This window comes from Pseudomonas sp. NFPP07, from assembly GCF_900115645.1.
Lineage (GTDB): Bacteria > Pseudomonadota > Gammaproteobacteria > Pseudomonadales > Pseudomonadaceae > Aquipseudomonas > Aquipseudomonas chlororaphis.
Window position 1 is genome coordinate 29359 of sequence record NZ_FOXG01000009.1, and the last position, 12736, is coordinate 42094.

At 64.3% G+C, this 12736-nt stretch carries 11 protein-coding genes; 3 read left to right on the top strand and 8 right to left on the bottom strand.

Translation table 11 applies throughout. The features are described from left to right. Positions 1 to 9: 9 nt before the first annotated feature. The 8 genes from BM019_RS22805 to BM019_RS22840 all read right to left on the bottom strand — a co-directional run bounded on the left by BM019_RS22805 (position 10) and on the right by BM019_RS22840 (position 9553). The gene (locus BM019_RS22805; protein WP_092420500.1) at positions 10 to 1149 is read right to left on the bottom strand and encodes a hypothetical protein; all 1140 of its coding nucleotides are present in this window, start codon (positions 1147 to 1149) and stop codon (positions 10 to 12) included. Next, positions 1128 to 2573 (bottom strand): alkaline phosphatase family protein, encoded by a 1446-nt coding sequence (locus tag BM019_RS22810; RefSeq protein WP_092420503.1) that lies wholly within the window; start codon positions 2571 to 2573, stop codon positions 1128 to 1130. The genes BM019_RS22805 and BM019_RS22810 overlap by 22 nt, the downstream gene beginning before the upstream one ends. Continuing rightward, entirely contained in the window at positions 2563 to 3795 is a 1233-nt protein-coding gene (gene eboE, locus BM019_RS22815; RefSeq protein ID WP_092420506.1) for a metabolite traffic protein EboE, read from the bottom strand. The genes BM019_RS22810 and eboE overlap by 11 nt, the downstream gene beginning before the upstream one ends. Beyond that, positions 3792 to 4676, bottom strand: a complete 885-nt coding sequence (locus BM019_RS22820) for a TatD family hydrolase (protein WP_092305544.1) — start codon at positions 4674 to 4676, stop codon at positions 3792 to 3794. Before BM019_RS22820 ends, eboE begins: the two co-directional genes overlap by 4 nt. 49 nt (positions 4677 to 4725) lie before the next feature. After that, positions 4726 to 5493 (bottom strand): EboA domain-containing protein, encoded by a 768-nt coding sequence (locus tag BM019_RS22825; protein WP_092420509.1) that lies wholly within the window; start codon positions 5491 to 5493, stop codon positions 4726 to 4728. After that, the gene (locus tag BM019_RS22830) at positions 5490 to 6374 is read right to left on the bottom strand and encodes a UbiA family prenyltransferase (RefSeq protein WP_092420512.1); all 885 of its coding nucleotides are present in this window, start codon (positions 6372 to 6374) and stop codon (positions 5490 to 5492) included. Before BM019_RS22830 ends, BM019_RS22825 begins: the two co-directional genes overlap by 4 nt. After that, positions 6371 to 8254 (bottom strand): 3-dehydroquinate synthase, encoded by a 1884-nt coding sequence (locus tag BM019_RS22835; protein ID WP_092420515.1) that lies wholly within the window; start codon positions 8252 to 8254, stop codon positions 6371 to 6373. The genes BM019_RS22830 and BM019_RS22835 overlap by 4 nt, the downstream gene beginning before the upstream one ends. 732 nt (positions 8255 to 8986) lie before the next feature. Continuing rightward, positions 8987 to 9553: a cysteine hydrolase family protein gene (locus BM019_RS22840; RefSeq protein WP_092420518.1), complete on the bottom strand. Its 567-nt coding sequence runs from the start codon at positions 9551 to 9553 to the stop codon at positions 8987 to 8989. A gap of 103 nt (positions 9554 to 9656) precedes the next feature. Here BM019_RS22840 and BM019_RS22845 point away from each other — a divergent pair, with 103 nt between their 5' ends. The 3 genes from BM019_RS22845 to BM019_RS22855 all read left to right on the top strand — a co-directional run bounded on the left by BM019_RS22845 (position 9657) and on the right by BM019_RS22855 (position 12701). Further along, positions 9657 to 10664: a GlxA family transcriptional regulator gene (locus BM019_RS22845; protein WP_092420521.1), complete on the top strand. Its 1008-nt coding sequence runs from the start codon at positions 9657 to 9659 to the stop codon at positions 10662 to 10664. A gap of 182 nt (positions 10665 to 10846) precedes the next feature. Next, entirely contained in the window at positions 10847 to 11956 is a 1110-nt protein-coding gene (locus tag BM019_RS22850) for a DUF3182 family protein (protein ID WP_092420524.1), read from the top strand. Then, positions 11946 to 12701 carry an alpha/beta hydrolase family protein gene (locus tag BM019_RS22855; RefSeq protein WP_062824457.1) on the top strand — a complete coding sequence of 252 codons (756 nt, stop codon included), beginning with the start codon at positions 11946 to 11948 and terminating at the stop codon, positions 12699 to 12701. The genes BM019_RS22850 and BM019_RS22855 overlap by 11 nt, the downstream gene beginning before the upstream one ends. Positions 12702 to 12736: the final 35 nt, after the last annotated feature.

The following is a 12736-nucleotide window of genomic DNA, read 5'->3' on the forward strand; positions in this document are numbered from 1 at the left end:
TCAGGCTCCTTAGCGTTGCCACTGGGCGCGTTTAAGCGACCAGACAAAGTCCAGTTTGTTGTAATCGGCGAAGTCCGAAGCCGGCAGCGGGGTGGTGGGGTAGACGATCCCGCCGTCCTCTTTCATCGCGAAATTGAAGTAACCCTTCTGTTTCGAGTAGGCCGCGGTACCGTGGCAGGCCAGGCACGATGAGGTGTCCTGGAAGGCCGACTCCAGTTGCGAATTGGCCAGCACCTGGGTCACGGGTTTGAATTCGACCCCGATCAACTGGTACTTCGAGAGGTAGGGGTAGTTGCCCTGGAAGCTGCTGTTGACTGGTACGGAGGGGGGCGTCGGCCCGGTGGTGTTGGTCATCGGGGTGGCCGGCACGGCGTTGGTCACGGTGTACTTGTGGTTGTTGACGTTCTCGAAGGTGGTCCAGACCCACTCGGGACTCAGCTTGTTGATCACGTGCATGCCGCTGAGCGCGGCATAGCCGACCTGATACTGGTTCTGGTGGGGGTAGTAGGCCTGGATGACGTAGTAGCCGTCGTTTTCCAGCTGTTGCTTGAACGCGGCATCGGTGCCGATCCAGATCCACGAGGTTTTTACCTCCCAGGAGGCCTCGGGAAATTTCAGGTCGCTGGTCAGCGCGTACTGACCGTCCATGTTGTAGACCTGTTTCTGCACGATGTAGTCGAAGGTGCCCTGGCCCATCTGCAAGAGAAAACGCACCGGCTGGCCCCGTTGCGCTGCCGATACCTGGCCGCCCATCAGCAGGGGCAGGCCGTCCACCTGTAGCGTGCTGTCCAGGTCATGGAAGGTCCGGTCGAGGTTCATCCCCAATTGCCGGGCCTGTTCCAGGACTGCGTCGGGCGCAGGCTGCTCCGGCAGGTAGGGCTGGGGCGGGGCACCATTGGGCAGGAACACCTGACTCGAGGGCTTGAGCCCTTCCCAGACCCGGTTGGGGCTGCCCTGGGCGGACGGCTGGTTGAGGCAGACGAACCAGTTCCAGGCCTGGGTCTCGGGGCTGGCGAGGAAGTCGCTGCGGGTCTTCTCGACGCTGGTCCCGTAGGTGAAGAAATTGCTGCAGTCGTAGGGGCTGGCGCTCTGGGCCTGGGCCAAACCGGCCACGGCACTCAGAACTGTTATAGAGATGGCTCGCCGCATGGAAGCTCCTTGGCATTGGCCGGGTCGTGGTGAGGGCGCTCCAGGAAGTACTGCAGGAGCAGTTGCTTGACTGCCGTGGCCGGAAGCTGGTCCGGCAACGACAGACCGCAATTGGTGATCAGCAGCGGACCGGTCGCGCGGCTGGCGGGCAAGCGTCCATGGCTGCCGCGGACTAGCCGGGTATCCAGGGGGATCAGGTCCATGTAGTAGCGAAAGCCGAGTTTCTTCTGCAGCAGGCGCCGCGCCGCTCGCAGTTTCGGAAAGCGGATGGCCGGATCGATGAACAGTTCCAGCGGGTCGTAGCCCGGCTTGCGGTGGATGTCCACAGTGCGGGCGAAGTCGGGGGCCAGGCCGTCGTCGAGCCAGTAGCGGTAATCGAACCAGTAGCCGGCCGCGGCCACCGCCACCAGTTCGCCGCTGCGCTCGTGGTCCAGTTGCCAGTCCCGTTGCGCGGGCTTGTCCAGCACCTGCTCGATGCCCGGCTGGCGCTGCAATAGCGCCTTGACCCGGGCCACGTCCTCGGCGCGTTTCACGTAGACATGGGCGACCTGATGGTCCACCACGGCGAAGGCGGCGCTGGCGCCAGGGTCGAGCAATTCCCAGCTCAGCGACTGGCGGACCTGCAGCCATCCTTCACGGCGCAGCAGGCGGTTGATCGACACCGATTGCCGGACCGCCTCGATGCCGTATTCGGAGAGCAGCATCACCCTGGCGCCCTGGGCTTGGGCGAAGCTCAGCAGGCGCCCCACCTGCTGGTCGATGGCGCGGACCTCGTCGGCGATCGACGGGGCTTGGGGGCCCAGGCGTTGCAGGCTGTAATCCAGGTGCGGCAGGTAGATCAGTTGCAGGTCGGGTCGGTTGAGCTGGAACTCGGCCATGGCGCAATCGACGATCCAGCGGCTGGAGGCGATGCCCGCCGCGGGGCCCCAGAAACCGGGGAAGGGAAACTCGCCGATCTGCCGCTCGAGGGTCTGGTGCAGGCTGGCGGGCGTCGAATAGAGCCCGAACACCTTGCGCCCATCGGCCGGGTAGTGGGGGCGTGGGGTGATGGCCGCATCCACCTCTGCGTACATGTTGAACCACCAGAACAACTGGCTGCAGCGAAAGTCGGGGCGCTGGCGCTTGAGGGTCTGCCAGACCTTTTCCCCCTGGACCAGGGCGTTGGATTGCAGCCAGAAGCGCACTTCGGCCTGGTCGCGAAAGTACCAGCCGTTGCCGACGATGCCGTGTTCCGCGGGCGTCAGGCCGGTCAGCAGCGAGGCCTGCACGGTCGAGGTCACGGCCGGGAACACCGGTTGCAGGCTGGTCATCGCGGCGTTGCGCAGCAGGGCATTGATCCGTGGCGTGGCCTCGCCCAGCAGGCTCGGCGTCAAGCCAACCACATTGATCAGCAACAGCGGTGGGCAGCTCGTTTCAGACACCATGGGGGCAGGCCTCCTGCGCGGGGGATGGGGCGCTCAGCAGTTGCCGCTCGCGTAATTGCCCTTCGACCCAGCGCAACTCGGCAACGATGCCCTGGAGCAGCGCCTGTTCGGTCTGTGGCCGCAGCGGAGCGGGCAGCACATTCCAGCTGTAGGTTTCCACCTCCAGTACCGGGCGCACTTCCGGGTGCTCCGCCAGGTAATCGAAGGTCTGCAACAGCGCGCTCTGGCTGCCGCTGAGTTCGGGCAGCAACAACTGCTCGCTGAACAGCGGCACATGGAAATGAATGCGCAGCTCGGGGCAGGACGCCAGCTCGCCGGCCTGCAGCGCGGCGGGCAGGTCCGGCCAGGCCAGCAGGCGGCCCTGGTGGTTCTGGGCTTTGACCTGATGCAGATAGGTGGCCTCGACAAAGTCCCCCAGGGCCGTCAGCACCTGCTGGCGCCGCAGCGGGTCCGCGTCCGGCAGACGGCAGATCAGGGCATTGGAGAGCTGGATCTTGCCCACCGGCACACCCGCCTGGCGCAGCCGCTCCAGGGCGTCATGGCAATGCTCGAAGACCACGGCTTGATGGCAGACATCGAAGCACAGGGCCAGATGCTCATGATGAGGATCCGTGGCTTGCCAGCGGCGGAAGAATTCGATGGCCTGGTCGGTGTGCTCCAGCACGCAGTCGGGCTCCATTTCCAGGCAGAACAGAATCTGCTTGCCGGTCTCCCGGCGCAGCCTGGCCAGGGCCTGGGTCAGCTGGCGCAGCTGTTGCTCGGCCCGTTGCCGGTGGGCCAGGCTCCAGGTGGCGGCATACCCCAGCGGCACGCTGGAAATCACCCCTTTGGGGCAATCCTGCGGCAGGGCCGCGGCGAGGATCCGCGCCAGTTGCAGGCTGTACTCCAGGCGCTGCGGGTCGGCCCAGTTGGGCAGATAGACTTCGGCTTTCACCGCACCCTGGTGGAATTGGCCGTAGGGAAAACCATTGAGCGAAGTCAGGCGCAGCCCGCTGTGCCGCAACAACCTGAGAAATCCCATGAGGGCCTGCGGCTGTTGCAGCTCGGCCGCCGCCTGGGCGCTGATCCACAACCCACTGTCCTGTTCGGGCAGGCCGCGTTGCTGGCGCACGCCCTGGAAGTGCGTCTCGATCGAGGCGCTCAGCGTGGCCAGGTCGGGGGCCGGGTGCACGTTGCTGCAATAGCCGATCCGGGCGGCGCTCCAGCCCCGACGAGCGCTCATTTGACCACCGGTTCCTGGCCGCGCAGGGCGGAGTTGTCCTGCCACTGACGACGCTGATCGATGGGCAGCGGGGCACTCACCCACTGCTTGTCCAGCTGCCCGCTCTGAGCGAAGAAATCCACCGGGTTGTGGAACAGCACCTGCTCCACCTGGGCTTCGCTGAAGCCGGCGGCGAGCATGGCCTGTCCGGTCTTGGGCACCTTGAGCGGATCGCTGATGCCCCAGTCGGCGGCGCTGTTGACCACCATTTTCTCGGTGCCGTACTCCTTGAGCAGGGCCACCATGCGCTGCTCCGACATCTTGGTGTTGGGGTAGATGGAGTGCCCGCGCCAGCAGTCGCTGTCGAGCACCAGGGGCAGGGTCAGTTCGTTGAGGTGATCGATGATTACCAGATGTTCGGCGATGCCCACTTCGCGGATCACCGCCAGGGTGCGCTTGGTGCCGCCGATCTTGTCGCGGTGCGGGGTGTGCACCAGCACCGGCAGGTTGAACTGCTTGGCCAGTTCCAGTTGCGCGGCGAGAAAGCGGTCTTCCTCCGGGGTGATGTCGTCGTAGCCGACTTCCCCTACAGCCACGACGCCGTCCTTGACCAGATAGCGCGGCAGGATCTCCAGCACCTCGTTGGCCAGCGACAGGTCATTGGCCTCCTTGGGGTTGAGGCCGATGGTGCAAAAGTGGTGGATGCCGAACATGCTGGCGCGAAAGCGTTCCCAGCCCAGCAGGGTATCGAAGTAGTCGATGAAGCTGCCGACGCTGGTGCGCGCCTGGCCTTGCCAGAAAGCCGGCTCGATCACCCCGGTGATGCCAGCGGCGGCCATGTTCTGATAGTCGTCGGTGGTGCGGCTGACCATATGAATATGCGGGTCGAAGTATTTCAGCATGGTGAGTCCCTGATGTGGTTGTAGAAAACCGTGGTGGCGCCTGGTTTGTTCAGGCGTCGGCCGGGAGGTGTTCGAGCCAGTGCGGCGGCAGTCTTCGCTGCTGGCACAGGTCGCGCAGACGCAGACGCTGGGCCGGGCTCAACAACTCGAAGGCGATGGCCTGGGGCAACCCGTCGGAAACGTTGCGCTGCGCCGCCAATTGCTCCTCCATCAGGTCCAGCGCCAGCTGGTTGAGATCGACGCTGCGGCGCTGGGCCAGACCGTTGATCCGGCGGCTGTCCAGGCCCATGCCCAGGCTCTTGAGCACCAGTTGATTGAAGGCCCGGTCGTTGTAGTGGCGGGCCGGGAAGGGGTTGTCCAGGGCGATGGCGGCGAACACCTCGCGGTTGTTGGTGCGCCCCGCCTGCAGCGCCAGGTCGAGGCTGTGGCCTTGGCTATCCAGGTCGTCCAGGGCCTTGAGCAGGGCGCTCTTTTCCGAGTCGTCGGCCCAGAGGAACAGCTGGCGCAACAAGGGCAACCGATCGGCGCTGGCCTGCTGTTGCAGAAGCTGCGCCAACAACAGCGCGCGGGCCAGCTGGCTCCGGGTCCAGCCTGGGCTGTCGGGCACCAGGCTGTCACCGAGGCGGCGTTTGCACTGGCTGCTGAGCAGCACCAGGGTATTGGCCGAAGGCTTCCGGGCCAGTTGTTCCAGGGCCTCTTGCCACCAGCGGCGGGTGTCGGGGTCGAGCTGTCCGTCGAGCTGCCGGCGCCGTTCGGCGAAGGCGGCATGGCGGGGGGCGAGCGCATTCGAGGATGGGGCAATGACGTCCATGCTCATGTCGGCTTGATCCAGCGTTGAAGGTGGGGAAGCAGGAAAAACACCAGTACGCACAGCAGGCTGCCCAGGGGTTGGTTGGCCAGGGCCAGCACCAGGGCATCGAACAGTGGCAGGGCGGCCAGGCCGGCACCGATAAAGGCACGGATCTGTCGCTGCCGCGGGTTGGCCAGATGGCGCCGGTAGTGCCAGCCCAACCAGCCCAGCCACAGAAGCAGCACCAGCCAGAACACGCCGTTGTCGGCGTAAGCGGCCAGGGCCAGCGGGCTGAGCATCAGCAGCAGCGGCAGGCGGCTGAGCAACTGGTTCTTATGTTCCAGCCGGGCCAGGTAAGTCAGGCCGGCGATGTAGGCGCCCAGCAACGCGGCGCACAACCACAACGGTTGCGGTGGCATGGCCAGGCTGGCGGCGGCGGTCAGGTACAGGGCCGAGCGGCAGCCGCCCATGAGCCAGACGCTGTGGGGGTGTTTTTTGTGCAGCAGGTTGTAGGCCAGGATGAACAGCAGCAACAACCCGGCGCTGGCCAGCAGCCAGCGAGGCTGGGCGATCAACTGGCTGAGCCCCAGCAGCGACAGCAGCGCCAACAGCAGCAGGGCGATGGTGGCCAGGCTCACCTGAGTGCGGCTGATCAGGCCGAGGACAATGGGGCGCGGGTTCTGGTGCCGCTGATCCCAGTCGGCATCCAGCAGGTCGTTGAGCAGCATGCCTGCCAGGTAGAGCGCCGAGAGCACCACCAGCAGCAGGGTCCAGACCAGCGACGAGGGCGGCGCCAGGGCGGTGGCGCTGCTGGCCAGCAGGGCGGCGGCCAGGGTGTTGGTCCATACCGTCGGCAGGTTGGAGACCCGCCCCAGGGTCAGCCAGGTGCTCAGTGCTGAAGGCGTCATTGCGCGCAGCCCTCGCTCCAGGCGAAGTCCGCTCTGCCGAAGCTGGCCAGGCGCAACAGGGCCTGTTCCATCACTGGCAGTTCGATGTGGTGCACATCGATGGACTGGCCCAGGCGGTTGAGCATCGGGATCGACAACTGCCCCCCCAGGTGTTGGCGGAACTCTTCCAGCCCTTGCAGCACCAGAGAGCCACCCTGGGCGTCTTTCAGGCGCAGTTCCACGGGGCACAGGTTGAAGCCGAGCTTGTCGAGCACGTGCAGCAGGCGCTGGGCTTCCCCATCGGACAGCAGGCCGATGGCGTTGGCGTAGAGCGCATCCAGAGCCATGCCCACGGCCACCGCCTCACCATGGCGCAAGCGGTGCCGACTGAGGTTTTCCAGCTTGTGGGCGGCCCAGTGGCCGTAATCCAGAGGCCGGCCGTTACCCCGTTCAAAGGGGTCGCCGGCACCATTGATATGGCCCAGGTGCAGCTCGGCGCAGCGGCGGATGGCATAACGGCTGGCGCTGTGCTCGAAACTGGCCAGGGCCTCGACCTGCTGCTCCATCCACTGGAAGAACGCATGATCCTTGATCACCGCGACTTTCACCGCCTCGGCGAGGCCGGCGATCTGGTCCCGGTGTGACAGGCTGAGCAGCAGTTGGAAGTCGTTGATCACTGCCGTGGCGGGGTAGAACGCCCCCAGCAGGTTCTTCTGGGCGAAGGCGTTGATGCCGTTTTTCACCCCGATGCCCGCGTCGTTCTGGGCCAGCACCGTGGTCGGGATGCGGACCAGGCGCATGCCCCGGTGGAAGGTGGCGCAGGCGTAGCCCACGGCGTCCAGTACCGCTCCGCCGCCCAGGGCCAGCACATAGCAGTGCCGGTCCAGGCCATGCTGCAGCATGTGCGCATACAACTGCTGGAGCACTTCCGGGGTTTTGCTCAGTTCCCCCGCCGGCACCGCGATCGGCGCGGCCTGCAGATGCAGGTCGGCGGTGTGGGCGCTGAAGTAATCGCTGATCTGCCGTGGTAATTGCGCGGAGCACTGCAGCAGTTGCTCGTCGACAAACACCAGCACGGTGGTCCGCCCCGGATGCTGCCGGGTGAGTTGCTGGTGCAGGCAGGCATTGTCCGCCTGGAAGATGTGGTCGGTGAACAGTACCGGATAGTGGTAGCTCACCTCGAAGCGACCCTCCAGGGAGCGCGCTCGATCACCCTGCGGCTGCGCGACGCGTGACTTGAGCAGGCTGCGGCCGCCCAGGAACAGACCCGGCAGGACCATGCTGGCGAGAATGGTCGCCAGCAGGGCATTCTGCTCTACCAGCAGACTGCCGATGGCGCTGTAGGCCAGGGCCAGTCCGGCGTTGGCCAGGGTGGTGACCAGCAGGAACTGGCGCTGTGGGTAGCGCTGCATGCCGGCGGCCAGCACCGAGGTCTCGGCCAGCACTGGCACACCACGCAGGCAGACCAGCGACAAGGTACTGAGGCGATAGGCCAGTTGCCCGGGTTGCCAGCTTCTGAGACCGAGCCAGTTGGAGAGCAGGCGAAAGTAGCCCGCCCCCAGCCAGTAGCCCAGGCAGGCTCCCAGGCACAGGCCGATAAAGATCACCAGGTAGCCGCCGATGGCACCCAGGGCTGCCACGGCCAGCAGCGCCACCAGGCTTGAAGGTACTGGCAGCAGCACATCCAGCGTCAGTAGGGCTACCAGCAGCAGGGCCAGGCCTAAACGTTGCGTGGGGTCGGTGGGTAGCAAGCTGCCCAGATGGTTCAGCAGTTGTTGGATCTGCTGTTCGAACAGCAGGAAGCTGGCGACCACGAGGGTCGAGAACAGGAATAACGAGAGCCAGTAATTCTCAGTCGTACCCTTCAGCGAGAAGGCACGAGGCAACGAGCTGCGCTTCATCAAGCATCCCTCTTGATTGATATGACTTATTCCGTGTCAGTTCAGCTTGTAAGGCAGGGGAGATGTTTGGTTATTGAATTCCTCGAAAGGTTCTTATTGGTTTTTGCCCCGTTGGAGAACACTTGGATCGCGATTAGTCATCAACTTAGCCAAGGCCGAGAGTTTTGCAAGTAAACCGAGCGAGCTGGCTGCAATACGCTTTTCTGGTTCGTTGGGAAAGCCTGGGAATAATGTGTTTGTACTGTTGCGAACAGTCTTGTGGATTGACGGTGATGACCTGTTTTTGTGGGTTTTAGTCAATGGGTTCGGGGTAGTACAAGATTTTTTGGTGTGGTGTTCGGCTATAGAGTGTATTGCTTTTTTTTATATGCAAGAGAAGTAACCAAAGGAAATAAACGCGGCAATTTATAAAGGGAATACTTTGGGAAGGGGGGGCAAGGCAGGATTTGAAATAACTATTCTTAGGCTGACTATTAGTTGGCTATTGAATAGGTGACTTGTTGGTTTGGGCTTTATTGAGTTGTATGGGCGAATTTACTGTATGGACTTATTCAAGGGGGAGGTTGTTTATTTGGTAGTAAGAATCATTCGTGAAGTTGTTCGGTTAAGTTGCCTTGCTTGAAACAACATGTATGTCGTGCGCCATGGACCTGGCTGTTTCTGCACCGGTTGTCCGTGAAGATCGGGCTGCACGGCGGCTGCGGTGAGGGAAAACTCACCGCAGCCGTGGGCTCAGGCCGGAGTGATGCGTTCGGCGGCAAGGAACTCTTCGGTGGACAAGACGCTGGCATAGGCGAACGCCAGGGCTGACATCACTGCGCTCTGAACCTGTGCCGCGGCGACTCGCTGGCCATTGAACTCCAGGTCGAGGGTGGCGCAGGCGTCATGGATCACTTTCACCGGGTAGCCCAGGTCGGCGGCGGCCCTGGCGGTACCTTCCACACACATGTGGCTCATGCTGCCGACCACCACCAGTTGTTCGATGCCGTGCTGGTCAAGAATGGCCTTGAGCTCGGTTTCGCGGAACGAGTTGACGAAGTGCTTGAGCACCACCGGCTCGTCGGCGCGGTTGCTGACCTTCGGATGCAGTTGCGCGCCGCTGGAGCCGGGGGTGAAGAACGGTGCGCCGTCGGAGGTGAATTCGTGGCGGATGTGCACCACCTGCTGGCCGCTGTCGCGGAAGGCCTGGATCAGCCGCGCGGCGTTGTCGGCGGCGGCTTCGGCGCCGACCAGGGGCCACTTGCCGTTGGGGAAGTAGTCGTTCTGGATATCGATTACGATGAGCGCTTGCTTGGCCATGGGTGTTTCCTCTGAAGTAGTGGTTGGCTGTGGAGTCCAGTATTGGCTCCGGCGGGCCGGTCGAGGATTGGCCGCACCGACAATAGCAGGGGGAAAACTGACAATGGGTATGGAAAGCGCAGTGGCCGAACTGGGCGTGCTGATCTATCCCGGCGCACAGATGGCCGCGGTGCATGGTTTGACTGACCTGTTCGAGGTCGCCAACCGCATTGCCGCCGAACAGCGCAGCACACAGTTGCCGCTGCTGCGCATCAGCCACTGGCAGGCCCAGGCCGACCAGGCGCCCGTACGGGTGTACGACAGTCGCCCGGGTGCTGACGGTCCATTGCTGGCGGTGCTGATCCCGCCCTCGGTGGCCGGTTTTTCCCAGGCGCAGGCACCGCAGGCACTGATCCAGTGGCTGCGCCAGCAGCATGCCAATGGCGCGACCCTGGGCGGGGTCTGTGTCGGTTCGATCCTGCTGGCCGAAAGTGGCCTGCTCGACGGCCGCAGCGCCACCACCCACTGGACCTCGGCGAAGCGGTTCGCCGAGCGCTACCCGAACATCCGCCTGAACGCCGACAAGCCGATCGTCGACGACGGCGACCTGATCACCACCGCCGGCCTGATGGCCTGGTCCGAGCTGGGGCTGCGCCTGGTCGACCGCCTGCTGGGCCCGAGCATCGCCAGCGGCACCGCGCGTTTCCTGGTGATCGAACACAGCGACAGCGCCAGCCAGTGCGGCAGTAACTTCGCGCCGATCCTCGGCCATGGCGACGCGGCGATCCTCAAGGTGCAGCACTGGCTGCAGGCCAATGGCGCGGTGGACGTTTCCCTTGCCGTCATGGCGCAGCAGGCCGGGCTGGAGGAGCGCACCTTCCTGCGGCGCTTCCGGGCCGCCACCGGGCTCAAGCCCACTGAATATTGCCAGCACTTGCGGGTAGGCAAGGCACGGGAAATGCTCGAGTTCACCAACGGCACCATCGACCATATCGCCTGGACGGTCGGTTACCAGGACCCGGGGGCGTTCCGCGCCACCTTCAAGAAGATCACGGGGCTTGCGCCCAGCGAGTATCGCGCGCGTTTCGGCGTGACCCCGCCGGCACCGCTGGCGCGGGCCGGGCAGGGCTGACCCTGCGGGTCGTGCAAAATACCGGGCGTTGCGGGCCGATCGTGCAAAATAAAACAGGCGCAATGCCAGCAGCGATGGCCTGGAGCGCTTATTCCATGGGGGCATTCGACTTCCCCCTGGCCTTGGCGTGATCCCTGCACCCTGTCTTGTACATTCATCACGCCGATGACGAAGGGGGACGCATGACCCCGACGCAACGCAAGAAACGGGTGGTCGCCCACTCGGTCCATCCGGGGGCCTCGCAGCATGTCGTGGAGACCAATCGCGCGCTGGCCCGCTGGCTGGCGCAGATCCTCGGGCTGGAGTTCGCCGGTGACTACGACCCGCTCGTGCATCGCCAGGACGAGCTGTACCTGTTGCCGACGCAGACCATCGTCGGCCCCGCCGCGGCCCGGCAATTGCGGCTCAAGGGGCCGGACGATCTGTGGGGCGGGTATGTCGAGCATGACTTTATCTGCACCAAGGCCATTACCCATGGTCTGTTGAACAGGAACGCCGTGGCCCCGCCGGGCTGGGCGCCGCTGTTCTCCCAGCGGGTGCGCAATGTGGTGCTGGACGGCCTGAGCGTGTTTTCCCTGAATGACGCCCGGCCAGCGGCCAGTCATTTGCTTTACAGCGGGCCGATCCGCATGAAACCGATCCATGCCTGCGCCGGTCGCGGCCAGCAGGTGATCGAGAACCTGGATCGCTTCGACGAGCTGCTGGCGCAACCGGACGTCGCCCGGCAGTTCAATGAAGGCGTGGTCCTGGAGCAGGATCTGCAACAGGTGGCTACCTACAGCGTCGGCCAGTCCTTTATCGCCGACCACGTCCTCAGTTACTGCGGCCAGCAGTACCTGACCGAAGACGCCGACGGCGAGCAGGTCTACGGCGGTTCCGAGCTGTTGGTGGTGCAGGGTGGCTACCCTGAGTTGCTGGCACTGCAACTGCCGCAGGAAGTGCGCCTGGCGGTGCAGCAGGCGCGGGTTTTCGACGCCGCCGCCGATGAGGCCTATCCACGGTTTTTCGCCTCCCGGCGCAACTACGACATCGCCCAGGGCCTGGACGCCGAAGGCCGGCAGCGCAGCGGCGTACTCGAGCAATCGTGGCGCATGGGCGGTGCCAGCAGCGCCGAGGTGGCGGCTTTGCAGGCCTTTATCGATCATCCGGAGATGCGCGCGATTCGTGTGTCCGCGGTGGAAACCTATGTCGACCGGCCCTTGCCGACCGATGCCATCGAGGTCTATCGCGGGCCCGCGGAACACAGTGATTTTCTTCTCAAATATGTAACGGTCCAATCCTATGACGGCTAGAAGCGAAAGCATTCAAATCGACATCGATGACGAGCAGATGCGCGGGACTTTCCTCAGCCCCAAGTCGAAAGTCCCCGGCGTACTGTTTGTCCACGGCTGGGGTGGGAGCCAGGAGCGCGACCTGGAGCGCGCCCGCGGCATCGCCGGGCTGGGTTGCGTGTGCCTGACCTTCGACCTGCGGGGCCATGCCGGCAGCGGCATCCCGCTGAACCGGGTGACCCGCGAAGACAACCTGCGCGACCTGTTGGCGGCCTATGACCGCCTGCTGGCCCATCCGGCCCTCGATACCTCGGCGATTGCGGTGGTGGGCACCAGTTACGGTGGCTACCTGGCGAGCATCCTGACCTCGCTGCGACCGGTGCGCTGGCTGGCGCTGCGGGTCCCGGCGCTGTACCGCGACGAAGCCTGGAACAGCCCCAAGCGCGACCTGGACAAGGCCGACCTGCTGGATTACCGCAGCAGCCTGGTGCGTGCCGACAGCAACCGGGCGCTGCATGCCTGTTCGACGTTCACCGGGGATGTGCTGCTGGTGGAGTCGGAAAACGACGAGCATGTGCCCCATGCCACCTTCATGAGCTACCGCGCGGCCTGCCAGCAGACCCATTCCATGACCCACCGGATCATCGACGGCGCCGACCATGCCCTGAGCGATCCTGTGTCGCAGCAGGCCTACACCTCGATCCTGGTGGACTGGATCACGGAAATGGTGGTGGGAGAACGCTTGAGCATCATTCAGTCGCGATAGTCGCAAGCGTTGGTTGAAGGCGTTGCTCGAATAGG